Source organism: Streptomyces glaucus (assembly GCF_039533365.1).
Classification (GTDB): Bacteria; Actinomycetota; Actinomycetes; order Streptomycetales; family Streptomycetaceae; genus Streptomyces; species Streptomyces glaucus.
This window is the reverse complement of record NZ_BAAATK010000028.1, coordinates 55583-78889: the sequence shown is the minus strand read 5'-3', so window position 1 is coordinate 78889 and position 23307 is coordinate 55583. Positions and strand designations below refer to the sequence as shown.

At 74.1% G+C, this 23307-nt stretch carries 19 protein-coding genes and 1 pseudogene; 5 read left to right on the top strand and 15 right to left on the bottom strand.

All coding sequences use genetic code 11. The features are described from left to right. Positions 1 to 166 precede the first annotated feature (166 nt). Positions 167 to 2332, bottom strand: coding sequence for an ABC transporter substrate-binding protein (locus tag ABD363_RS20910; RefSeq protein ID WP_344605806.1), 2166 nt, complete (start codon positions 2330 to 2332; stop codon positions 167 to 169). 288 nt (positions 2333 to 2620) lie between these two features. Here ABD363_RS20910 and ABD363_RS20905 point away from each other — a divergent pair, with 288 nt between their 5' ends. The 5 genes from ABD363_RS20905 to ABD363_RS20885 all read left to right on the top strand — a co-directional run bounded on the left by ABD363_RS20905 (position 2621) and on the right by ABD363_RS20885 (position 8199). Next, complete coding sequence (locus ABD363_RS20905; protein WP_344605804.1) at positions 2621 to 2911, top strand: hypothetical protein; 291 nt, start codon at positions 2621 to 2623, stop codon at positions 2909 to 2911. A gap of 24 nt (positions 2912 to 2935) precedes the next feature. Next, the gene (locus ABD363_RS20900) at positions 2936 to 3772 is read left to right on the top strand and encodes a hypothetical protein (protein ID WP_344605802.1); all 837 of its coding nucleotides are present in this window, start codon (positions 2936 to 2938) and stop codon (positions 3770 to 3772) included. A 17-nt stretch (positions 3773 to 3789) separates the two neighbouring features. Beyond that, complete coding sequence (locus ABD363_RS20895; protein ID WP_344605800.1) at positions 3790 to 5724, top strand: fumarate reductase/succinate dehydrogenase flavoprotein subunit; 1935 nt, start codon at positions 3790 to 3792, stop codon at positions 5722 to 5724. Next, the gene (locus ABD363_RS20890) at positions 5721 to 6497 is read left to right on the top strand and encodes a succinate dehydrogenase/fumarate reductase iron-sulfur subunit (RefSeq protein WP_344605798.1); all 777 of its coding nucleotides are present in this window, start codon (positions 5721 to 5723) and stop codon (positions 6495 to 6497) included. Before ABD363_RS20895 ends, ABD363_RS20890 begins: the two co-directional genes overlap by 4 nt. 124 nt (positions 6498 to 6621) lie before the next feature. Continuing rightward, positions 6622 to 8199, top strand: a complete 1578-nt coding sequence (locus ABD363_RS20885) for a hypothetical protein (RefSeq protein ID WP_344605796.1) — start codon at positions 6622 to 6624, stop codon at positions 8197 to 8199. A 53-nt stretch (positions 8200 to 8252) separates the two neighbouring features. On the opposite strand, the gene ABD363_RS20880 is transcribed toward ABD363_RS20885, so the two are convergent. From ABD363_RS20880 to ABD363_RS20815, 14 genes and pseudogenes are all read right to left on the bottom strand, one after another. After that, entirely contained in the window at positions 8253 to 10892 is a 2640-nt protein-coding gene (locus tag ABD363_RS20880; protein WP_344605794.1) for a SpoIIE family protein phosphatase, read from the bottom strand. 400 nt (positions 10893 to 11292) lie between these two features. Then, complete coding sequence (locus ABD363_RS20875; RefSeq protein ID WP_344605822.1) at positions 11293 to 11700, bottom strand: ATP-binding protein; 408 nt, start codon at positions 11698 to 11700, stop codon at positions 11293 to 11295. A 245-nt stretch (positions 11701 to 11945) separates the two neighbouring features. Further along, on the bottom strand, positions 11946 to 12389 hold the full coding sequence (locus ABD363_RS20870; protein ID WP_344605792.1) for a (deoxy)nucleoside triphosphate pyrophosphohydrolase: 444 nt from the start codon (positions 12387 to 12389) through the stop codon (positions 11946 to 11948). 55 nt (positions 12390 to 12444) lie between these two features. Next, a pseudogene (locus tag ABD363_RS20865) lies at positions 12445 to 12684 on the bottom strand (SPOR domain-containing protein); the annotation flags it as partial. Positions 12685 to 12964: 280 nt separating this feature from the next. Next, positions 12965 to 13717: a GntR family transcriptional regulator gene (locus ABD363_RS20860; RefSeq protein ID WP_344605791.1), complete on the bottom strand. Its 753-nt coding sequence runs from the start codon at positions 13715 to 13717 to the stop codon at positions 12965 to 12967. Between the two features lie 472 nt (positions 13718 to 14189). Next, positions 14190 to 14708 (bottom strand): TetR family transcriptional regulator, encoded by a 519-nt coding sequence (locus ABD363_RS20855; protein WP_344605789.1) that lies wholly within the window; start codon positions 14706 to 14708, stop codon positions 14190 to 14192. Between the two features lie 203 nt (positions 14709 to 14911). Further along, a complete protein-coding gene (locus ABD363_RS20850; protein ID WP_344605787.1) occupies positions 14912 to 15580 on the bottom strand; it encodes a ScbR family autoregulator-binding transcription factor in 669 nt (222 codons plus the stop codon). Between the two features lie 408 nt (positions 15581 to 15988). After that, entirely contained in the window at positions 15989 to 16312 is a 324-nt protein-coding gene (locus ABD363_RS20845) for an SCO4225 family membrane protein (RefSeq protein ID WP_344605785.1), read from the bottom strand. A 39-nt stretch (positions 16313 to 16351) separates the two neighbouring features. Then, positions 16352 to 17047, bottom strand: a complete 696-nt coding sequence (locus ABD363_RS20840; protein WP_344605783.1) for a response regulator — start codon at positions 17045 to 17047, stop codon at positions 16352 to 16354. Further along, entirely contained in the window at positions 17044 to 19401 is a 2358-nt protein-coding gene (locus ABD363_RS20835) for a sensor histidine kinase (RefSeq protein WP_344605781.1), read from the bottom strand. The genes ABD363_RS20840 and ABD363_RS20835 overlap by 4 nt, the downstream gene beginning before the upstream one ends. A gap of 397 nt (positions 19402 to 19798) precedes the next feature. After that, positions 19799 to 20134 (bottom strand): beta/gamma crystallin domain-containing protein, encoded by a 336-nt coding sequence (locus ABD363_RS20830; protein WP_344605779.1) that lies wholly within the window; start codon positions 20132 to 20134, stop codon positions 19799 to 19801. A gap of 160 nt (positions 20135 to 20294) precedes the next feature. Further along, positions 20295 to 20762, bottom strand: coding sequence for a cupin domain-containing protein (locus tag ABD363_RS20825; protein ID WP_344605777.1), 468 nt, complete (start codon positions 20760 to 20762; stop codon positions 20295 to 20297). A 382-nt stretch (positions 20763 to 21144) separates the two neighbouring features. Then, positions 21145 to 22062, bottom strand: a complete 918-nt coding sequence (locus ABD363_RS20820; protein ID WP_344605775.1) for an aldo/keto reductase — start codon at positions 22060 to 22062, stop codon at positions 21145 to 21147. A gap of 64 nt (positions 22063 to 22126) precedes the next feature. After that, on the bottom strand, positions 22127 to 23167 hold the full coding sequence (locus ABD363_RS20815; protein WP_344605773.1) for a GlxA family transcriptional regulator: 1041 nt from the start codon (positions 23165 to 23167) through the stop codon (positions 22127 to 22129). Positions 23168 to 23307: the final 140 nt, after the last annotated feature.

Below are 23307 nucleotides of genomic sequence, written 5' to 3'. Positions count from 1 at the left end.
CTCACCCCATGGTACGGGGCCGCACCCGTTGAGGTGAGCCGGCGGGGAACGACGCAGGTGAGAGCGCCTTTTCCCGCCCGTCGCCCGCCGTCCGCCGCCCGCCGGACCACCGTCCGCCGCCCGCCGGGCCGCTTGCCGGGCCGTCCGCCGAGGCGCGCCCGGCGGGTCAGCCGGCGGCCGCCCGCTTCGCGCCCTTCGCGAAGAAGCCCATGTCCTCGTAGACCGGTGTGGCGAAGCCGAAGGCGCCCGCGTTGGCGAGGTTCTTCCGGGCGGCGGTGAGCTGGGGGCGCTGGTAGAGCGGGATCGAGCCGGCCACCGCCCAGATGCGGGCGTCCGCCTTGCGGATCAGGGAGCGGGCCTCCTCCTCGTCCAGGGTCGCGACGGCCTGGTCGAAGAGCTGGTCGACCTGGTCGGTGCCGACGCGGGTGTAGTTCTGCTCGACGTTCAGGGAGCCGTCGGCGCCCGGGACCGGCTTGGCGTAGACGGGGCGGGCGTCGGTGGCGGGGAAGGCGGACGCGGGCCAGGAGTACAGGGCGAGGTCGTACGCGCCGGACGCGATGTGGTCCGTGAAGTAGGACTCGTCGGAGACCTTGGAGATGTCCGTGCGGATGCCGACCCGGGCCAGCATCCGGGAGATGCGGCCGGCCACGGTGTGCAGCGTCCCGGAACCCGGGCCCGAGGGGAGCACGAAGCGCAGGGTGAGCCGCTTGCCGTCCTTGGCGAGCGGCGCGGCGGCGCCCGCCGGGACGGCGGTGCCCTTGGGGGCGTACGCGCCGGGCTCGCCGTCCCGCGGCTCGTCGCCGCGCGGGGAGTCCTCCCGCTCCCGGCCGGCCTCGCGGCGCGCCTTGCCGTCGGACCCCTCGCCGCCGTCGTCGCGCTTCCCGCGCTTGTCCTCCCTCTTGTCGTCCTCCCCGACGATGTACGTCCCCTCGGCGCCGCCGTCGGACTCCTTCTCGGCCGCGCCGCCCTCCGGGCCGGCCGCCTTCTCGCCCTTTCCGCGCTTCCCGGCCGGCCCGCCGGGCACCCATCCGGCGTCCCCGAGCAGGGCCCTGGCCTCCTTGGTGTCCTGTTCGCCGAGCGCGCCGCTGTTGTCGGCGTACGCGGCCTGGCCGGGGAGGGCGAGATGGCTGCCGACCGGCGCGGCGGGCAGGCCGAGCGGTTTCAGGACCGTCGCGGCCAGCGCCTCGCGGTCGAGGGCGCGGGCGACGGCCCGGCGGACGCGTTCGTCGGCGAGCGGCCCGTCGGCGCCGTTGAGCGCGAGCTGCGTGTAGGCCGGCTCCAGCGACTTGCGCACCTCGAAGCCGCGCAGGGCCCGGTCCCTCCCGCGGCGGAGTCCGCGGGTGCCGCTCCCCTCGTCCGCGGCCTTCTCGTCGAGGCCGTGGGCGGCCGCCCGGGAATCCGGTGCGCCGGCGGCGGCCGGGCGTCCGGAGCCCGGCCGGGGGGCGCCGGCGGCCCGGGCGGCGGCGGTGACGCGCCGGGCGGTGGCCGGGTCGATCTCGGCCAGGTCGATCCGGCCGGCGGCCAGCGCGGCGGCCCGCTTCCCGCGCGGCACGGCGCGCAGCTCGATCCGGTCCAGCTTGGCCGGCTCGCCCCACCAGCGCGGGCTGCGGGTGAGGACCACCTCGCCGGACCTGCGGACGACCCGTTCGACGGTGAAGGGGCCGGCGGTGACCTTCAGTCTCCGCCGCGCCCCGTCGTTGAAGGCGTCCGGGGTGCCCATGACGTCCTTCGGGTACAGCGGCGTGAACAGCGACCGCCAGTCGGCGTAGGGCCGGCTGAACGTGACCTTGACCTCCAGGTCGTCGGCGCCGCGCTGGATCTTCTCGATGCGGTCGTAGCCGGCGTTGCGGGCGGTCCAGTAGGCGGTGTCCCGGCCGGACAGGGCACGCCACTGGGCGGCGAAGTCGGCGGCGCCGATCTCCCGGCCGTCGCTCCACACGGCCTGCTGGTTGAGCTTGTAGAGGACGACCTGCTTGGGCTCGGTCGCGACGACTTCGGCCGATTCCAGGTAGTCGGGGTTGCGCTCGGGCCGGCCGCTGGCGTTCAGCCGGAACATCGACGGCAGGACGGCCTGGGCGACGCGGGTGGTGGTGTCGTCGGCATCGGACTGGAACGCGTTCAGGGTGTCCGGCACGGCGTCCACCGCCCAGCGCAGCGTGCCGCCGTCGGCCACCCGGGCGCGGGCGGCGGCGGCGATATCCTGCCCGGCCTGCGGCTTGCCGGCCGGGTCCGCGGAGCCGCAGCCGGTGAGCGCGGGCACCGCGAGCGTCCCCGCGGTGAGGAAGGCGGCCGAGCGCATGACCGCGCGCAGTCCGACGCCGTCGTGGGACATCTCTGGTTACCTCCGGGGAGCTGCGGGCGTATTGTCAGCTTTGGGCATATATGAGCTCATCAGATGTATGCGGTCACTGAAGAGGAAAGGCTTCGGGAACGGAGGGCGACACGGCGGCCAGGGACGGGAAGCCCACCCGGGCGGCGCAACGCATCCGGCGGGCGCCGCCACGCGCCTCGGCCGATCGGTGCACATCCCTTCACAGGGCGTGGTGTGACGCGCGACACTCTCAGGCGCATGAACGTTGCCGCCTTGGGCCCGAAGGACCCGTGGAAGCGAGGGCGAGTCATGTCCGTGCACGATGAACTGACGGTGATCCAGCGCTGCCTCGACGACCTGTCCCGGTCGGTGAGCCGCCTGGAACAGCGCGTCGGCGGCGGGAGCCTGGAGATACGCCGGGTGCGCACCGACGCCGACCATCTGCGGGAGAGCGTCGCGCTGCTGCGCGAGGCCACCACCGCTCCCGCCGCTCAGCAGCGCTCCGACCTCGTCACCATCTCCGACACGCCGTACGACTTCTCCCTGTGGACGGACTCGGACGACGAGGGCCTCGGCGCCCGCGACCGCCGCGCCCCGTGAACCCGCACCGACCGGAGTCAGGAATTGGCCACTGGTACGGAACCCCCCGCCACCGATCCCCGTCCCCCTAGCGGCGGCGTCCGCGCCCCGGCGCGCGCCGCGATCGGCGCCCCGCACCTGCGGACCGACCGCTGGTGGCTGGCGCCCGCCGCCACGGCCGCCGGCCTGCTGGCCTTCGTGGTCTACTCGACGTGGCGGGCCTTCGCCGACGCGCACTACTACGCGGCGCCGTACGTCTCGCCGTTCTACTCGCCCTGCCTGGCCGAGCGGTGCGAGCCGATGCGCGCCGGGCCGAACTGGGAGATCTTCGGGAGCTGGTGGGGCCTGTCCCCCGCGATCATCATCCTGGTCTTCCCGCTCGGCTTCCGCCTGACCTGCTACTACTACCGCAAGGCCTACTACCGGGGCTTCTGGGCGTCCCCGCCGGCCTGCGCGGTGGCCGAGCCGCACCGCAGGTACACCGGGGAGACCCGCTTCCCGCTGGTCCTCCAGAACCTCCACCGGTACTTCTTCTACGCCGCGATCCCGGTCGCGGGCATCCTGACCTACGACACCGTGCTCGCCTTCCGCGACGAGCACTACGCGTGGGGCCACATGGGGCTGGGCACCCTGGTGTTCCTGGTCAACATCGTGCTGATCTGGGCGTACACCCTCTCCTGCCACTCCTGCCGGCACATCGTCGGCGGCAAGCTCAAGCACTTCTCGAGGCATCCGGTGCGCTACCGCATGTGGCAGTGGGCCGGGAGGCTGAACGCCCGCCACATGCAGCTCGCCTGGGCGTCGCTGCTGAGCGTGGCGCTCGCCGACCTCTACGTCTACCTCGTCGCGTCCGGTGTCTTCGACGATCCGCGCTTCTTCTAGATGAGTGGGGCCTTGTGATGTCCGTGGTCGACCGGCAGGAATGGGACGTCGTCGTGGTGGGCGCCGGCGGGGCCGGGCTGCGCGCCGCCGTCGAGGCGCGCGAGCGGGGCGCCCGTACGGCGGTGATCTGCAAGTCGCTGTTCGGCAAGGCGCACACGGTGATGGCCGAGGGCGGCATCGCGGCCGCGATGGGCAACGTCAACGCGGGCGACAACTGGCAGGTCCACTTCCGCGACACCCTGCGCGGCGGGAAGTTCCTCAACCAGTGGCGGATGGCCGAGCTGCACGCGCGGGAGGCCCCGGAGCGGGTGTGGGAGCTGGAGACCTGGGGCGCGCTGTTCGACCGGACGAAGGACGGCCGGATCTCGCAGCGCAACTTCGGCGGCCACGAGTACCCGCGCCTGGCGCACGTCGGCGACCGCACGGGCCTGGAGCTGATCCGCACGCTCCAGCAGAAGATCGTCGCGCTCCAGCAGGAGGACCACCGGGAGACCGGGGACTACGAGTCCCGGCTGCGGGTCTTCCAGGAGTGCACGGTGACGCGGATCCTCAAGGACGGGGACCGGGTCTCGGGGGTCTTCGGCTACGAGCGCGAGACGGGCCGCTTCCTCGTCCTCGAAGCGCCCGCCGTCGTGCTCGCGACCGGCGGCATCGGCAAGTCCTTCAAGGTGACGTCGAACTCGTGGGAGTACACCGGCGACGGCCACGCGCTGGCCCTGCTGGCCGGGGCGCCCCTGCTGAACATGGAGTTCGTGCAGTTCCACCCGACGGGGATGGTCTGGCCGCCGTCGGTGAAGGGCATCCTGGTCACCGAGTCGGTGCGCGGCGACGGCGGGGTGCTGCGCGACCGCGACGGCCGGCGGTTCATGTTCGACTACGTCCCCGACGTCTTCAAGGAGAAGTACGCCGAGACGGAGGAGGAGGCCGACCGCTGGTACGACGACCCGGACCACCACCGGCGTCCCCCCGAGCTGCTGCCCCGCGACGAGGTGGCCCGGGCGATCAACACCGAGGTGAAGGAGGGCCGGGGCTCCCCGCACGGCGGCGTGTTCCTGGACGTGTCGACCCGGATGCCCGCCGAGGCGATCAAACGCCGGCTGCCGTCGATGTACCACCAGTTCAAGGAGCTGGCCGACGTCGACATCACGGCCGAGCCGATGGAGGTCGGGCCCACCTGCCACTACGTGATGGGCGGCGTCGCGGTCGACTCGGACACGGCGGCGGCGCGCGGGGTGCCGGGCCTGTACGCGGCCGGTGAGGTGGCGGGCGGTATGCACGGCTCCAACCGCCTCGGCGGGAACTCCCTGTCCGACCTGCTGGTCTTCGGTCGCCGGGCGGGCCGGTACGCGGCCGAGTACGCGGCGGGCACGGCCGGGGCGCGGCCCCGGGTGGACGACGTCCAGGTCGACGCGGCGGCACAGGAGGCCCTGCGCCCGTTCTCGGCCCGGGCCGCGGAGCCGGCCGACGGCCCGCCGGAGAACCCGTACGCCCTCCACCAGGAGCTCCAGCAGACGATGAACGACCTGGTCGGCATCATCCGCCGCGAGACGGAGATGAAGCAGGCCCTGGAGAAACTCGCCGAGCTGCGGGCACGGGCCCGCAGGGCCGGCGTGGAGGGGCACCGGCAGTTCAACCCGGGCTGGCACCTCGCGCTCGACCTGCGGAACATGCTGCTGGTCAGCGAGTGCGTGGCACGGGCGGCGCTGGAGCGCACCGAGTCGCGCGGCGGGCACACCCGCGAGGACCACCCGTCGATGGACCGCAAGTGGCGCCGGATCACCCTGCTGTGCCGGCTCACCGACCCCGCGGGCGGACCGGCGGTGACCGACCCGGCGCACGGCCGGATCACCCTGGAACGGGAGACCACCGACCCCATCCGTCCGGACCTGCTCGCCCTGTTCGCCAAGGAGGAGCTGGTCAAGTACCTCACCGAAGAGGAGCTGTACGAGTGAGCAGCTACCGGGCCCGCTTCAAGGTGTGGCGGGGAGACGCGTCGGGCGGCGGTCTGGAGGACTTCGCGGTCGAGGTCAACGACGGCGAGGTGGTGCTCGACATCATCCACCGCCTCCAGGCCACCCAGGCGCCGGACCTGGCCGTGCGCTGGAACTGCAAGGCGGGCAAGTGCGGCTCGTGCTCGGCGGAGATCAACGGGCGGCCCCGGCTGATGTGCATGACCCGCATGTCGGTCTTCGACCGGGCGGAGACGGTCACGGTGACGCCGCTGCGCGCGTTCCCGGTGATCCGCGACCTGGTCACGGACGTCGGCTTCAACTACGTCAAGGCCAGGCAGGTGCCCGCCTTCGTGCCGCCCGCCGGGCTCGGCCCCGGCGAGTACCGCATGATGCAGGAGGACGTGGACCGTCCCCAGGAGTTCCGCAAGTGCATCGAGTGCTTCCTGTGCCAGAACACCTGCCACGTGGTCCGCGACCACGAGGAGAACAAGCAGGCGTTCGCGGGCCCGCGTCTGCTGATGCGGGTCGCGGAGCTGGACATGCACCCGCTGGACGCGGCCCGGGAGACGGGCCTGGACCGCAAGCGCACGGCCCAGGACGAGCACGGCCTCGGCTACTGCAACATCACCAAGTGCTGCACGGAGGTCTGCCCCGAGGGCATCAAAATCACCGACAACGCGCTGATCCCGCTGAAGGAGCGGGCCGTGGACCGCAAGTACGACCCGCTGGTGTGGCTGGGCTCGAAGATCAGGAGGCGTTCCCCGGCGCGCTGACGGCCCGCCGCAGGCCCTCCCCGCGCGCCCCGGTCCCCGCCTCCCGCCCCCTCCCCCGCGCGTCGCCCGCCCGGCGCCCCCGTCCCGGTCGCGGAGCCGGGTCCCTGCCCCTACGCTCCGGAATGTGACGCGATCCTCGATACGGGGGCGGCCGCGGGGCACCACGTCGCACCGGTCCGTGCGGGTGGCGCACGCCGTGCTGGGCGGTACGGCCGGGGTGGTGTGGCTGGTGTTGCCGGCGGTGACGCGGGACAGCGACGTTCCGGTCGCGGTCGAGCCGGACCGGCCCGCCGCGAGCGCCGTCGCGCGGGACGCGCGGAACGGGGAGGACGACGGGACGTCGGCCGCCGACCTGGTGCTGCCGCTGGTCACCGCGGGCGCGGTGGCCGTCCTGGCGGGCTACGGCCGGCTGCGCCGCATCCGGCGCGCCCGGACCCGCACCACTCCCGGCGGGGCGGCCGTCGAACCGCCCGTGCCGCCCCTGGCCGACCTGGACGGGTCCGCCCGGGCGGCGCTGGTCGAGGCCGACGACTGCGTGCGCACCAGCCGGGAGGAGCTGGGCTTCGCCGAGGCCCGGTCCGGCGCGGCGGCCGTCGCGGACTTCGCGCGGGCCGTGCGGGAGGCCGAGGCCGAGCTGTCGGCCGCGTTCCGGATGCGGCAGCGGTACGACGACGGTCTGCCCGGGGAGGCCGCGGCCCGCCGGCACGCGCTCGCGGGGATCGTCGGGCGGTGCCGGGAGGCGGGACGGCGGCTGGACGCGGAGGCCGGCGCGTTCGACCGGCTGCGCGGCCTGGCGGCGGACCCCGGGGCGGCGCTGGAGGTGGCGGAGGCCCGGTTCCGGGAGCTGACCGGCCGTACGGGCGCCGCGCAGGCGCTGCTCGCGGATCTCGGCGGGCGGTACGCGCCGTCCGCCACCGCCCCGGTCGCCGGGTACGCCGAGCGGGCCACGGACCGGCTGGTGTTCGCCACCGCCCGCCTCAACCGGGCCCGCCAGACGGCCGACGCCGGCGACCGCGCCCGGGCGGCCGGCCATCTGCGCGCCGCCGAGGGCGCCGTCGCCCAGGCCGCCGTCCTCGTGGCCGCCGTCGGACGGCTCGCCGCCGCCCTGGCCACGGCCGCCGCGCTCGTGCCGGCCGCCCTCACCGGCGCGGAGGCGGAGCTGGCGGGGGCGCGGGAGGGGCCGGCGCGCGCCCCGGCGGCCGCTGCGGAGGTGTCCGCCGATGAGCCGCGGACCCGGATCCCGCACGCCGACGCGGCCCTGGCCGCCGTGCGCGAGGAGCTGACGGGCGGGCCGTACGATCCGCTGGGCGCGCTGCGCCGGATCGTGCGGGCCGTCACGCCGCTCGCCGCCGGGCGGGCCGGGGTGCTGCCGGTGGCCGCCCTGCTCGTCGCCCGCGCCGCGGCCGGCGCCGCGGCCGGCTTCGTCGCCACGCACCGCGGCGCCGTGCGCGCCGAGGCCCGCACCCGGCTGGCGGAGGCCGAACGGCTGCTCGCCGCGGACCCGCCGCACCCCCTGGCCGCCGACGCGCTGGCCCGCCGGGCCCGCGAACTCGCCGAGCAGGACGTACGCCGCCACCGCCGCCCGGCCGCCGAGGCGGACGCCGTCCTCGGCGGGATCCTCCTGGGCGGGGCCCCGGACGGCGGACCGCCGCCGAGCTTCGGGGGGCCGCGCACCCGGGCCCGCCGCGCGGCGCCGCCGTGAGGACGGGCCCCGGCGGCGCGCCCCCGGAACCCGGACCCGTGGGCCCTCCGGCGTCAGAACAGGCTCAGCAGCGCCTCCGCCGGATCCGTCAGGCCGCTGTCGCCGCCCGGGAGGGGCAGCTCGAACCAGACCGTCTTGCCGTGCGGGGTGCGGCGTGACCCCCAGGCCGCGCTGAGCAGGCCGACCAGCTGCAGTCCGCGGCCGCCCTCGTCGGTGTCGCGGGCGCGCCGGCGGCGCGGCTGGACCAGACCGGCGTCCCACACCTCGCACACCAGCGTGCGGTCCAGCAGCAGGCGGAGCCTGATCTCGCCCTCGCCGTAGCGCAGCGCGTTGGTGACCAGCTCGCTGACCAGCAGCTCGGTGGTGTCGACCAGCGGCTCCAGGTCCCAGCTGAGCAGCTGGCCGCGCGCGTACTCGCGGGCCCGGCCCACGCTGCGCGGCTCGCGCGGCAGGGTCCAGTCGCCGACGGACTCGGCGGGCAGGCCCTGGACACGTGCCATCAGCAACGCGATGTCGTCCTCGCCGTGGTGGGTGTCGAGGGTGCGCAGGACGTGGTCGCAGACGTCCTCCAGGGACCGGACGGCGCCGGTGCCGACGGCCGGGCGGGCGGGATCCGTCAGCGCCCCCACGAAGGCCTGGAGCCCCTCGTCCAAGGGGTGGTCGCGGGATTCGACGAGTCCGTCCGTGTAGAGCGCGAGCAGGGCGCCCTCGGGCAGCTCGACCTCCACCTCCTCGAAGGGCTCGCCGCCGACGCCGAGCGGCATGCCCGGCGGCACGTCGAGCATCAGCGCCGACTCGCCCGGTTCGACCAGGACGGGCGGCAGGTGGCCCGCGTTGGCGAAGGTGCAGCGCCTGGTCACCGAGTCGTAGACCGCGTAGATGCAGGTCGCGAGGTACACCTCCGACAGGTCGGCCTCGCGGGGGCGGCGGGCGGCGCGCGTCGCCTGCTGCACGCCGCCGGGCGCGCCGAGGCCCCGCGCGATCTCGTCCAGCTGGGACAGCACCTCGGCCGGCTCGAGGTCGAGCAGCGCCAGCGTCCGCACGGCGGTGCGCAGTTCGCCCATGGCGACGGCGGCGCGCAGGCCGCGGCCCATGACGTCGCCGACGACCAGCGCGGTGCGGTGGCCGGGGAGTTCGATGACGTCGAACCAGTCGCCGCCGACCTCGCTGGGCCGGCCGGTGGCCGCGTTGCCGGGCAGGTAGCGGCAGGCGATGTCGAGGCCGGAGGCCTCCGGGTCGCCGGGCGGCAGCAGGGACCGCTGCAGTATCAGCGCGCGCTCGTGCTCCCGCCGGTACAGCCGGGCGTTGTCGATGCAGACGGCGGCCCGGGCGGCGAGTTCAACGGCCAGGTCGCGGTCCCGGTCCCCGAACGGCTCGCTGCCCTTGGTGCGGGCGAACTGCGCGAGTCCCACGACGGTGTCGTGCGCGACCATCGGCACGGCGAGCGTGGACTGCACCAGGCCGCCCTCCTCGCCGGGGACCAGGCGCGGGCGGGCGGCGCGCAGGGCGTCCGCGCAGGGCGAGTTGAAGGGGTAGTGGTGCACGGCGCCGACCTCGACGGGCGCGCCGGTGCCGCTGAACGGCGCGTCGGAGACGGCGCTGGCGAAGGCGACGCGGCGCAGTTCGGCGCTGCCGTCGGCGAGGCCGGGCGGGGTCTCGTCGCCGGCCAGCAGCCCCTGGTAGAGGTCGACGGTGGCGAGGTCGCAGAAGCCGGGGACGACGACGTCGAGGAGTTCGCGGGCGGTGGTCTCCAGGTCGAGGGAGTTGCCGATGCGGGCGCCGGCCTCGTTCAGCAGGGCGAGATTGCGCCGTGCGGCGGCGGCCTCGCGGGCGGCGGCGCGGCGGGCGGTGATGTCGGTGCCGAGCCAGGCGACGCCGATGGGGCGGCCGGGGCCGCTGTGCACGCGGTAGAGGTTGACGGACCAGTGGCGGCGCTCGTCGGAGCCGGGCACGAAGCCGGTGACGTGCATGTCCGTGACGGAGTCGCCGGTCTCCAGGACGCGTCGCAGGGTCGCGGCGACCCGCTCGGCCTCCGGGCGCGGCAGGTAGTCGTGGACGCCGCGGCCGCGGTGGTCGTCGGGCGTGCCGCCGAAGGTGGAGGCGAACCGCTGGTTGGCGCGGCGCACCCGGAGGTCGGTGTCGATCAGCAGGAAACCGAACGGGGACTGGCCGAATATGGCCTGTGAGGCGGCGAGGTCCGTCTCGATGCCGCGCAGGGTGCGCACGTCGACGACGATGCAGACGGCGGCCTTCTCGCCGCCCTCGGTGCGCGTCGGCATGACGTACACCTCGGCGAGACCCTGCCGTCCGCGTGCGCCGCCGGCGCCGCCGGGCGTGCGGAAGGGGACCACGCCGGTCCACTCCCGGCCGTCGAGGATCTCGGCCATCTTGCGGTGGCCCCGCTCGCGCAGGTCCGGGTCGACGAGCGCCTCGATGGGGTCCATGCCGACGGCCCGCCCGGCGGGGATGCCGAAGAGCTGCTCGGCGCGCAGGCTCCACTGGTCGATCAGCCCGTCGGGGCCGATGGAGAAGGACGCGACCTTGATGTAGTCGTAGATCGAGCCGGGCGGACTGCTCTGCCACATGGCGTCTCCGGGGAGCGCCTCACCGGCCCCGAGGCCGTTCGCGGCCTTTGCCCTCGCGCCGCCCGACGGGTCCTTGGACTCCGTGGCCTTCGCTGGTATCTCGCTCACGCGAACCGTCCCCTCCAGCTCACCGCGTCCGGCACCGGTCACCGGGTGCGGCTGCCCGCAGTATCCAGCACTACGGCGCCACTCGACACGGTGTTCACGATCACAGCACGGTCCCGATGCTTTCCGGACCGATCTGTGACGACACTTCCAGTCTTCTAACCAGCAGACACGCCATCGAACCACGTCCGCCACCCACCGCCACCGGTCGGTACCGGCCGGTCGGCGGGGCGGGGGCGCGCGTACAGCGTCCGGGGGACGGATTCCGGGTCGCACCGGGACGGATTCCGGACCGTGCGGGGGACGGATTCCGGATCGCCGGGAACGGAATCCGTCCGGCCGCGCGGGACTCCTGACGGCGGTGGGGCCCCGGCTCCGCGCGTCACCGGGGTACCGCGAGGCGTCACCGGGGTACCGCGAGCTCGAACCACACGGTCTTGCCCGCCGGGCACGGCCGGATGCCCCAGCGGTGCGCGGAGGAAGCCACCAGGTGCAGGCCCCGGCCGCTCTCGTCCTCGGGGCGGGCGACGCGCTCGCGGGGCAGGTCCGGAAGGGAGTCGGAGACCTCGACGAGCAGGACGCCGTCCCGCTCGCAGGGGTGGGTCAGGCGGAGGCCGATGGGGCCGGTGGCGTACCGCAGGGCGTTGGTGACCAGCTCGCTGACCAGGAGGGCGGCGAGGTCGCCGAGGCTGTCCAGGCCCCAGGCGCCGAGCCGGCCGCGGACGGCGGACCGGGCGTTGTGCACGGCGTCGGGTTCCGCGGGGAAGGACCACTCGGCGTGGTGGTCCTCGGTGTCGGTCACGCCGATCACTTCCCAGGCCAACGAACCCGCCCATGTCCGGTCTCATGGGGTCAATGGGCACATACCCGATATCCGGGGCGGGGTACCGCGGACGAGGGCGCCCGGCGGCACGGACGACGGACGAGGCGCGCCCGCACGTCCGCGGACCCGCCCTCCGCCCCGGCACGCACCCGGGATGCGCCGGGCGTCCCCCGCGCCCCGGCGCGTTCCGTGGGCGCCGCGCCGGGCGTCTCCTGCACCGGGCCCGCGCTCCTTCAGCGTCCGGCCGGGCCCTCGGTCCTCCCGAGCGCGCCGCCGGGCAGGCCCAGGTGGGCCAGCGTCCGCCGGACCGCCGGGACGTCCTGGTCGAGCCAGTCGACGTCGCCGGTCTCCTCGGGCGTCAGCCAGCGCAGTTCGTCGTGGTCCTGGAGGGGTTCGGGGGCGGCGGATCCGGGGCGCAGACGGGCGGTCCAGACGTGCAGGACGTACGGCGGCCGCAGCGGCCACTCCCCCGGGACGCGCTCGCCGGGCTCGGCGTCGACGCCGAGTTCCTCGCGCAGCTCGCGCACGAGGGCCGCGTCGGGCGTCTCGCCGGGTTCCACCTTGCCGCCGGGCAGCTCCCAGCGTCCGGCCAGGTCGGCCGGTGCGCTGCGGCGCGCGGCGAGCAGGCGCCCGCCGTCGAACAGGGCGGCTCCCACCACCACGATCGGTACCGTCATGCGCCGGAGCCTACGGGAGCGTCGGGAGCCCCGGCGAAGGGGCGGGTCCCGCCCGTCAGTCGGCGGCGTTCGTTCCGTTCTGGCCGATCCTCTCGACCCAGTAGAGCTGTTTCGGCCCGCGGCCGTCGAGACTGTCCGCGATCTTCTGGGCCTCGGCGCGGGTGGCGTATCTGCCCACCCGGTAGCGATTGCCGTTGTCGTCCTGCCTGATGACGAGCCAGGGAAGTGTGACCGTGCTGTCGTTCATCGCGCCCCTCCACTTCCCGCCCACGGCCTGTGCCGCGTCCCGCCCGGTAAGGAAACCGCAGTCCGCATATGCCCGAGCCTACGCCTAACCTTTACGCAGCGAATACGGGTTTTCACCAAGAGGTACGCAACCGGCCAGAACGCAGGGGGCGCACACAGCGGAACGCGCCGCCTTCGCACGCCGACGTGTCCGGTCAGCGGCGTGGCGAGCGCGTCCGGGCCGACCTGCGAGAACGGCCGGATTGCAACGGCGCCGGGGCGCGGCGCGGCGGAGCCGATCGGTGATCCGCCGCGCCCCGGGGGGCGTGGGAGGCGCGCGAAGGTGTGCGCTATCTCACGGGGAGGTGATACGCGACCCGGTAGCGGTCGGCCGGGATGACCACGTCGGCCGTCTCGACCGCGCGCCCGGAGGCGTAGAAGGTGCGCTGGACGACCAGGACGACGTGCCCGGGCACGCCCCCGAGCGCGAGCAGTTCCTCGGCGAGGCCGGGGCGGGCGCCGACCTCCTCGGTGACGTTGTCCACGACGACGTCGATGGCCGCCATCCGCTCGACGACGCCCATGCCGCCGAGCGGCCCCTCCTCGGGCAGCATTACCGGCGTACGGCCGGTCAGGGCGAGGGGCTCCCAGGAGGTGGAGAGCATCATCGCCTCGCCGCCGTCCCGGAAGACGTACCTGGTGCGCATCACCCGGTCGCCGGGCTCGATGCCGAGCCGCTCGGCGACGGCGCCGCTCGCCTCGGTCTGCTCGCTGCTGGACTCCCAGGTGCCGCGCGCGGCGGCGTCGGCCTGTTCCTGGCGGAAGGGCGTGGCCCCGCCGGCCGGGCGGTACCCGGAGCGGGCGATGCGCCGCGGCACGGGCCGCTCGCGCACGTACGTCCCCGAGCCGGAGCGGCCCTCGACCAGCCCCTCGGCCATGAGCACCTTGCGGGCCTCCAGCGCGACGGTGTCCGAGACGCCGTACTCCTCGCGGATCCTCGCCTGGGAGGGGAGACGAGTGTGCGGGGGCAGCAGACCGTCGACGATCTTCTTGCGGAGATCACCCGCGACACGCAGGTACGCCGGCTGCTCACCGAATGTCACTGGCCGCTCCCCTCAGGCTGTACAGACAGCAACAGCGTCGCAACCGTGGGTTGTCCCGGGCAAGTAAAGGCCAGAGAATCACTCGATGTGATGACATGAGGCGGTGAGGGGTTTTACGCAGGCACTTTCTCCTCGCCGTCGCCGCCGTCACGCCCCGGTCTCCGCGTTCCCCGCACCGCCCGCCGCCCTCCTCGTACGACGGCGGTGTCGCGGTCGGCCCCGGAGCCTTGCGCGCGGTGACCGGCCGGTGGGGGCCGGCGAGGTCGTGGCCCCGGTCGCAGTGCTGGTGGAAGGCGCCGTCGTCGGCGGCCCCGGCCCGCTCTTCGCGCGCGGGGCGTCGACGGGGTCCGCGCGGCCGCCCGGCGCCGGGTCAGCCGCGCGCCCGCTCCGCTCCCGCGTCCGTCCGGCCCGGCCCTGCGTCGGGGTGGGGCAGCAGGACGTTCCAGAGGTGGGGCAGGAAGTCCGGCAAGCGTCACTTCGGGTCGCGGGCGGCCAGGGTCTCGAAGCCGGCCGTCGCGGCCACGACGACCGCGGCGAGCGCGGACCGTGACAGACCGGGCGGCGGTTCGCCCGACCGTTCGGCCTCCGCCAGGACGCCGCGCACCCATGCCTCCCACCGCTTCCACAGCCCGGTCCCGCCCTTGCGGGTGACGTCCACGTCCAGCCGGAAGCCGGCCCGTACGACGGCGTCGGCCGTGATGCCCTCCACGAGGGCGTGGGTGGCCTCGGCCAGAAGGCGCAGCGCCGGCCGGTCCTCGCCGTGCCGCGCCCGCTGGAGGATGAGGTCCAGACGGGCTCCGGCCTCGGCCACGACCGCCTCCGCCAGAGCGCCCTTGCTGGAGGAGTGGAAGTGCAGGGCTCCCCTGCCGACACCGGCGGCGTCGCTGATCGCGGGGAGCGACGCACAGGCGTAGCCCTCCCGGGCGAAGGTCTCCGCGGCGACCCGCAGCAGCGCCTGCCGGGTGCGGATCGCGCGCTCCTGCCTGACCATCCATGCCTCCCGGCGTCGGACTTCCCCCACGGCCGGCAGGAGGACCGGTCCGCTCGCCCTCCCGCGGTGCCTTTGGCGGTGCCTCCGAGGAGATTAACGAACCGCATGAGCGGTTTTGAAGAGAACCCTCGCGGACCCGGCGGTTTCGCGTACGGGACGGTTCGCGCACCGGTCGGCGGTTGTGCGCAGCGGGCGGGGCCCGCTCAGCCCTCGGCCGCCCCGGCCCCGGTCGCGGCCGAGGTCTCCCGCACCTCCGCGATGACCCGCCGGCCCCGGTCGGGCGCGGTGTCCAGCTGGACGAGCACCGCGGGGGCGGCGATGGCCGGGAGGATGTGGTTGAAGAGGGACGACGCGCGTTCTTCCAGGTCGGCCCAGTTGGACGCGGCCTGCGAGACGAACTGGATGCCGACCCAGGAGCCGAGGACGACCTGGGCGGTCTCCTCCGGCACGACGTGCGGCAGGACCTCGCCGCGGTCCTTGGCCTCGGTGAGGTAGTCGACCATGAGTGCCGACCAGGCGGGCCAGGAGCTGCCGAACTCGTCCCTGCCCTGGAGGTCGGCGGAGAGCCGGACGCCGGCCAGGAGCAGCGGCTCGTGCGGAAGCCGGGCGGCGAGCGTCATGCCCGTGTCCACCCACTCCTGGAGCTTGAGGCCGCGGGCCACGTGGTACTCGGGGCTTATCTGGGCCTCCAGTACGCCCCGGGCGAGCGCCGCCTTGGAGTCGAAGTGGAAGTACAGGGCGCCCTTGGTCACCTGGGCCCGGTTCAGGATCTCGGCGATCGTGGCTGCCGCGTACCCGCGTTCGGCGAAGACGGCGGCGGCGGCCTCCACGACGGCGCGGCGGGTCCGGATCGCACGCTTCTGCTGACCCATGGGCCCTCCTGAAAACAAAACCGAACAAGATGTATCTTAGCGCACGGCCGCTCTCGCATCCGGGTCCGAGTTCCGTACCGCGTACGGGCCGTGGGCCCACCGGGCCGTGCGTCCGCCGTCCACCGCCGGCGCGGTCCCGGCGACGAACGGGGCGCGGTCGCCGCACAGCCAGGCCGCCGCCTCGGCCCCTTCCTCGGCGCGCCTCCGTCCGTCCTCCACTCGCCCGGTGGAGATGCCGACGGCCTTGGCCCCACCCCGCCCCGGCGCTGTGACGGCGACCGGCACGGCGACACCCGTTTCGAGGTCACCGGCCGGTGGCCGCGCGCCCCCGCCTCCTTCCGGAGCGCCGCCCGGTGAGGCCGGACGCCGAGCGGGGTGAGCGCGACGGCTGCGCCACGACACGAGGACTCAGGACACCGGGCCGGCGTCGCCGCCGCGGCGCAGGGCGCGGGCACACCACCAGATCGCCGCGGCGTTGGCCGACGCGCCGAGGACGACTGCGGCGATCAGCGTCGCAGGGCCGTCCCCGGGCAGCGCCAACGCCACCAGGCCGACCGGAGCGGCGGCAAGCAGCGGTACGACCGCCGCCATGGACTCGCCCGTGTCGTCGGCGGCGGTCACGGCGAACGCCCCTATGAGCAGGGCCGCACAGAGCACGAGATAGGCGAGGGCGATGATGTCACCGACAGCCTTGTTCGGGCGACGGGCGGAGGATCGGTCGGAAACGGTCACGATGGTGCGTCCTTCGCTGATGTGAGCGGGCCGAACGGGTCACAGGCAGTGGTCGGGCGGGACGGGGCGGGCAAGGCCGAGGTCGTAGGCGAGGATGGTCGCCTGCACCCGGTCACGCAGTCCCAGCTTGCGCAGCAGTGCGTTCACGTGGGATTTCACCGTGCCCACGGCGATGCCGAGGTGCTCGGCGATCTCCCTGTTGGTGAGTCCGGCTGCGATCAGGGTCAGGACGTCGCGTTCGCGGCCGGTCAGGCTGTCCAGCCGGCGCACGGCGTTCGCGGCTCCGGGGCCGCTGCCGGTGACGGGTACGGACGTGGTGGCGTAGTGGCCGATGAGCCGGCGGGTCGCGGTCGGGGAGAGCACGCTTTCGCCTGCGGCCACCACCCTGATGCCTTGCAGCAGTTCGGAGGGGCGTACGTCCTTGAGCAGGAAGCCGGAGGCGCCGGAACGCAGCGCGTCGAACACGTAGGCGTCGAGGTCGAACGTGGTCAGCACCAGGACCCTGGGCGCGTCCTGGCGGCCGGTGACGATCCGGGTGGCGGCGATGCCGTCCAGTTCGGGCATGCGCACGTCCATGACGACCACGTCGGGTGCCAGTTCCTCGGCCAGCCGTACTGCTGTGGCCCCGTCGGCGGCCTCTCCGACGACGGTCATGTCCTCCTCGTTGTCGATCACGGCGGCGAAGCCCGCCCGTACGACGCCCTGGTCATCGGCGACCAGCACTCTGATGCTCACGGGTTCCTCTGCTCTTCCCCACCCTGTTCGCAGGTGGCCGGTGATGTGTTCGCGGCGGTCCGGGGTGTCCTGGTCCGCGCGAAGGGCAAGGTCAGACCGACCGTTCCGGGAAGCTGGGCGGTGACCGTGCCGCCGAGGGCCGAGACCCGGGCGGCCAGGCGCTCGCACACCGCGGGGCCGGCCGCGCGGGGCACGCCTGTGGCCGTCAGCGTCAACGCGCCGTCGCGGGCATCGATCTCGATCACCGCGGGCGCCTCGCCGCCGGCGGTGAGCATCGTCTCCGCGGCGTGGTAGGCAGCCAGGTCGACCGCGGTGGGCAGGCGGTCCGGCACGCGGTCGGTCACCCGTATCTCCACGTCACGGCCGGTGGCACGGCACTGACCGGCCAGCAGGTCCAGGGCTTGCGAGGTGGGCCGGGGCCGCAGTCGCTGCCCGGGGCCCTCTTCCCGGGCCGTGTCGAGCAGGGCGCGCATCGCGGCCAGGGCCGCACGGGCGCGTTCGGCGGTCGCTTCGAGCTCACCGGCCTGAGCTTCGCGGATCATTTCGGCGGTGCGTGCCAGCACGGTGGTCTCCAGCCCGGCGGCCATGCGGCGGCGCTCGGCCCAGGCGTCCCGGACCGCCTCCGCGGTCCAGGTGGCGAGGCGTTCCTCGTGTTCCCGGCGGGTGGCCCGGTCGCGTCGGCCCCACAGGGCGCCGGCCCGGCGAGCGGTGTGGACGGCGGCCCAGACCCCAGCCGTCGACAGAGCGACGACGCCCCAGAGCGGAATCGGCGTGTCCCTCTCCAGGAGGGCGGCGGTCACGGCGACCGCGTGCACCGCGACGGCCGCGGCCGGGAAGAGCGAGCGCGGGCGTCCGTCCGCGGAGCGAGGGCCGGCGGTACCGGTCGCCTCGGCGGCGAGCGCCGCACCCGTGGCGAGCAAGCCCAGCACGGGCGGGAGAGCGGCCGGACCGGCGTAGTCGCTCACGGCCATCGCCACCGGCCACAGCAGGGCGAGGGCGCACAGGACGCCGTGGGCGGCGCGGCGTGCCCGCCGCAGCCACAGGAGCGTGATCGCTTGCGCAGCGGCCAGCAAGGCGAAAAGGACGCCCGCGGACACGTGCTCACCGGATGACGGGGCCTCGGCCCGGACGACCAGCACCGGCAGCAAGGGCTGCACGATGAGACCGACAGCCGCAGTCACCTGCGCCAGGCGATGGCTGCGCGGTACGGGCCGCCCCACCGGGGCGGCGGTCCGTCCGGGGAAGGCGGCGCGCACCTCCCAGCCGCCCTCGGCTGTCGGACCGGTGGTCAAGGTGCCGCCGGCCTCCCGTGCTCGGGAGCGGAGGAAGCCTTCACCGCGTCCTCCGCCGAGTCCCGCGCCGGGCATCACCGTGCCGGGAACCGGCGCGTCGCTGGTGACGACGACCTCCGTACGGGCGTCGCCGTACCGGCAGAGCACCCTCGTGCGCGCGCCGGGTGCATAGCGCGCGGCGTTGGTCAGCGCCTCGCGCACGATGCCGTAGGCGGCGTCCGCGACACCGCCCTCGGGCAGGGCGTCGATCTCGCAGTCCACCGGCCGGCCCAGTCGGCGGAACCCGGCCACCAGTTCGAGCAGCCGCTCTTCCGGCGTGGGCCGGCGTGCGGAAGAAGGAGCCGGTGCCCGGACGGCGCCGAGCGCCCGGGTGACCTCGTGACCGGCCTCGACGGCGAACCGGGCCGCCTCCTCGCCGAGTTCGGGGCGGCGTCCGCGCAGCCCGAGTGCCGCGCCCACGGTGACGACCACGGCCGTCAGGTGGTGGGCGCTGACGTCGTGCAGTTCGCGCTCCATGCGGCGCCGCTCGGCTGCCGGCAGCCGGCGGCGCTCGGACTCGGCCCGTTTCAGGCGCTGCTCGGCCGCTCGCCGGGCACGACGCGTTCGCCGGGCCAGCAGGCCGCTGACGCAGGCGGCGGCGTACACCAGCGCGGTGAGGACCATGTCGAGTCCGTCGTCCTGACGCAGCCCGTGCAGGCTCAGATCGTGCAGGGACTGCCAGGCGGCCAGAGCCGACACGCACAGCAGGGCGGTGAAGGTGTCCCGTTCGGCCGCCACGGTGAACAGGGCGAGAGCGACGCCCGCGGTCCCGAGCACTGCCATCGCCCCGGCGGGAAGCGGCCCGGCGCCCAGGGCACAGGCGGCGGCGACGACGACGAGCGCGGTCACCGGGCGGGCGCGTCGCAGGGCGAGAACGGCCGCCACCGGTCCGGCCACCAGAGCGGCCACGAGAAGGTCGGACCCGGACGGGACCTTCCCGTACACGAGCGCCGTCCCGGGCCACACTGCGGCCTGGACGCATATCAGCAGGGCCGGAATCGTCCGGTCAGCGATCTGTTTCATGACACGTCGAGGCCATGGCCTCATCGGTGCGGCCTGACTCCGGCTCAGGGCGGACTCCGTTCTCCAACCCGGGTTACAGATCTCCGGCCCGGGTCACCGATCTCTCCGGCCCGGGTCACGGATCTCCGACCCGGGTGGCAGACGCGGGCCGGTCGTGAATCCGCGGTCGGCTTCGCACGAGCCGGCCGTCCTCGCCTCGGATCCTTCCGCTCCGTACCGGCAAAGGCCCCTGGCCCGTTTCTTCACGCCAGGGGACCTTTTTCGAATCGTGACGGCGGCACCGTCGGTCACCGGCCGGTCCCGCTCCCCGTGCCCCGCACCGCGTGCGTCAAGCCGGCGGGGTGAGGCGGGACGGGCCGCGGCCGGGCAGGCCGGCGCGCCGTCCTGGGCTCTTCGATCAGAAGATGCGCAGACGGCTCAGCAGCTTGGCGGAGCCGTCGACATCCCGCTTGGTCGTCCACTTGGGCATGGTGAGGACCTCCCCGCCCAGAACCATGCGGATGCTGTTGTTGCCGGACGAGACCTTGACGGTATGGGGGAGATGGACGTCCTGGACACCCGCATTGGCGAAACAGGCGACATGGCTGCCGTGGTCGTACCAGATCTTCACGAAATCGACGCGGGTCCCGCAGTCGGTCCTGTTCAGCGCGGCGGCGGGACCCGCGGGCACAAGAGCCGCCAGCACCCCCGCGGTGACCACGGCGAGCGACGTACGCAGAGTGACACGCTTCATGATGAAGCTCCTTCGCATGGATGGAAAAGCACTGCACCGCAGTGCCCGAATTGCAGACATCGCTCCCCGCGGCAGGCAGGCACCGGCATCGACCGGGTGTGCCGAGTGGTGGAACGGGCCGGGTCGGGAGCGGGACCGGGCGCCCCGGCGGGGGCGTTGTTCAGCCGAGGGTGTAGCCGTACTTCTCGGCCACCTCCGCCATGGCGGCCACATCGGCCGGGTCGAGGGGAGGACCGACCCGGCCCCGGACACCGGGGCGGCCGATCTCCTGGAACATGCCGTCCATGCCGCCGGGGACGTAGAGGAAGTACATGCGGGCGGGGTGGCCCGGGCTGGTGTTGCGGAAGGAGTGGCGAACACCCTTGGGGACGTGGACGACCCCTCCGGGCTCGACGTCGAACTCCTCGTCCCCGGCGGTCACCCGAAGGGTGCCGTCGAGGAGGACGAACGTCTCGGACTCCCCATGGTGCGTGTGCGGCGGGGGGCCGGCGTCAGCCGGAACGACGGCCTCGGCCAGGGAGAGCTCTCCGCCGGTGTCGGCGGCGCTGAGCAGCGTGGTGTAGGTGTCTCCGACGAGAAACACCGACGACCCGCCCTCCGGCGGTATGTACAGGGGAGGTAAGGACATGGATCGTTCTTTCCTGTCGGGTGGCTTGCAGTGCTGTGCTCCGCCCGGCTGATGGGACGAGAGCGTGGCCGGCGTGCGGACGGCGGGCCCGTCACCACGTGGCCGAGCCCTCCCCGTGGCCGGGCCGGCCCCGGCCGTCACCGGGGCAGGAGGGCGGCGTTCCGCGTCCGGCCGCTTCGAGGGGCTCGCCGTGCCCTCGCACCGACGACGGCGCGGGACGGCACGGCGTGACCGGTGCTCCCGGCGGTGAGGCGCGTACCGGTGATGCCCCGGCCCCGCTGGAGTGCCGCGTCGGCGGAGGTGACGAGCTCGGTGGCGGGGTTTCCCGCTCCGGTGAACCCGTCGGGCGGCACGGCGAAGCAGCCGGAGCGGGCGGCCGCGCTCAGCTCTGCGGGGCGGAGCCGACTGCGGCAAGCGCCGCGAGCTCGTCATCGGTCAACTGCGACGAGGCGAGGCGGGAGAGGTGCTCATCGGTGAGCCGCAGCGTGGACGCGGCGACGTTCTCCTCGAGATGCGCGATCGAGGAAGTGCCGGGGATGGGGCAGATCACGGGTGACCGGGCCAGCAACCAGGCGAGAGCGACCTGTGCGGGCGTCGCGTCCAGGTCCGCCGCCACGTCGGCGACGGGATGGTCGGCGCGGGCCAGGTCACCGCTCATGATCGGAAACCACGCGACGAACGGGATCCGTTCCCGTTCGCAGTGTTCGAGCACGTCCTCGCCCGCACGGGCCACCACGTTGAACATGTTCTGCACGGCCGCCACCTCGATGATCTTCCGTGCGGACTCGATCTGGTCGACGGTGACGCTCGACAGTCCGAAGTGTGCGATCTTCCCCTCGTCCTGGAGTTCCCGCACCGTCCCCACCTGCTCGTCGAACGGCACCCGCGGGTCGACGCGGTGCAGGTAGAAGAGGTCTATCCGCTCCCGGCCGAGGCGCCGCAGGCTCGCCTCGCACTGCTGGCGCAGGTACGCGGGGCGCCCGAGGGGTTCCCACACCCCCGGCCGCACCTGAGCCTGGCCTGCCTTGGTCGCGATCAGCAGATCGTCGGGATAGGGGTGCAGAGCCTCGCGCAGGATCTCCTCGGTCACGCCGAAGGCGTAGGAGTCCGCGGTGTCGATGTGGTCGACGCCGAGTTCGACCGCACGACGCGCGACGCGAACCGCGTTCGCGCGGTCGGCGGGCGGTCCCCAGACGTCCTTGCCGGCGAGACGCATCGCGCCGAAGGACATGCGGTGAACCGTACGGTCGCCGATCCGGACGGTGCCGGACCGCTCGACCCACTTCTGTACGTCGTTCATGTTGTTCATGATCAACGCGCTGGTCCGGCACGGGCTACGCAACGACGGACGCAAAAGTTGAACATCACGCCACTCCGGCCGTTTCGGGGCGCCGGCCGCGCGCGGTGCCGAACGTGCGGCGGTAGCGGCCGGGCGGCATCTCCGTGAGCCGGGTGAAGTGGTAGCGGAGCGCCGCCTCCGAACCGAAGCCACTGGCCTCGGCGATCCGGTCCACGGTCCAGGTGGTGCGCTGCAGCAGCTCCTGCGCCCGGCGCACCTTGGCGCGTTGCAGCCATTCCATCGGTGCGATGCCGACCACATCGCGGAACCGGCGGGTGAACGTGCGCGTACTCATGCATGCGTGCTCCGCGAGTGCGGCGACCGTGGACGCCTCGTCGAGATGCTCCTCCGCCCACCGCAGGGTGTCCTGCAGGGAGCGCGTCCGGCCGGGCACCTGCCATCTCGCGTACTGTGTCTGGTCACCATCGCGGCGGAGCGGGACGACCATGAACCGTGCGATCTCCGCTGCGAGCGCCGATCCGTGGTCCTGCTCGATCAGGTGCAGCACCAGGTCCAGGGCCGCTGTCCCGCCTCCCGACGTGAAGAGGCCGCCGTCCTCGACGAACAGGCTCTCCGGCTCCACCCGTACCCTCGGGTGCAGCGCCGCGAGTTCGTCGGCCCAGTGCCAGTGTGTCGTGGCCCTGAAACCGTCGAGCAGGCCCGCGGCCGCGACGAGGAAGGTTCCCAGGCACAGGGACACGACGCGCGTACCCCCGGCGTGCGCACGTCGGATCGTCTCGACGAGCGCGGCCGGCGTGTGCGGTTGCTCGGGGTAGGCGGGCACGACCAGGGTGTGCGCCGACTCCGCCCAGGACAGCGGCCGGTCGGGGACGAGACGGAAACTCGTGGCGTATCCCGTACGCGTGACCAGGGCACGTCCGGGTCCGGCCACAGCGACTTCGTACAGCACATCACGCGCGTGATCGTTCGCCGCTGCGAACGCCTGCACGGCCAGAGCGACCTCGAACGCTCCGACACCGTCATGGCCGAGGACCGCTACGCGATGCGGGCTCGCCTGGTGGGCGGAGGTGAGCGGGGGAGGGACCGTGAGGTCATTCTTCTGCAACTGGAATTCCTCTCGTCGATGGAGGGCTGCAGGCCCCGCGGGCGCCGTGCCCCGCCCGGGCCGGAGACGTCCCGTGCCCGGCGGGTGCTCCGTACGGCGGCCCGCGGGCCTGCCCGGCCTGGCCGCGGATCACGGCGTAC

Bases quoted from the DNA above. Each gene is read 5' to 3' on its own strand.
- ABD363_RS20850 (WP_344605787.1), bottom strand. From the start codon at position 15,580: ATGGGTCAGCAGAAGCGTGCGATCCGGACCCGCCGCGCCGTCGTGGAG.
- ABD363_RS20910 (WP_344605806.1), bottom strand. From the start codon at position 2,332: ATGTCCCACGACGGCGTCGGACTGCGCGCGGTCATGCGCTCGGCCGCC.
- ABD363_RS20855 (WP_344605789.1), bottom strand. From the start codon at position 14,708: ATGGTCAGGCAGGAGCGCGCGATCCGCACCCGGCAGGCGCTGCTGCGG.
- ABD363_RS20825 (WP_344605777.1), bottom strand. From the start codon at position 20,762: ATGTCCTTACCTCCCCTGTACATACCGCCGGAGGGCGGGTCGTCGGTG.
- ABD363_RS20820 (WP_344605775.1), bottom strand. From the start codon at position 22,062: ATGAACGACGTACAGAAGTGGGTCGAGCGGTCCGGCACCGTCCGGATC.
- ABD363_RS20870 (WP_344605792.1), bottom strand. From the start codon at position 12,389: ATGACGGTACCGATCGTGGTGGTGGGAGCCGCCCTGTTCGACGGCGGG.
- ABD363_RS20905 (WP_344605804.1), top strand. From the start codon at position 2,621: ATGTCCGTGCACGATGAACTGACGGTGATCCAGCGCTGCCTCGACGAC.
- ABD363_RS20895 (WP_344605800.1), top strand. From the start codon at position 3,790: ATGTCCGTGGTCGACCGGCAGGAATGGGACGTCGTCGTGGTGGGCGCC.
- ABD363_RS20830 (WP_344605779.1), bottom strand. From the start codon at position 20,134: ATGAAGCGTGTCACTCTGCGTACGTCGCTCGCCGTGGTCACCGCGGGG.
- ABD363_RS20835 (WP_344605781.1), bottom strand. From the start codon at position 19,401: ATGAAACAGATCGCTGACCGGACGATTCCGGCCCTGCTGATATGCGTC.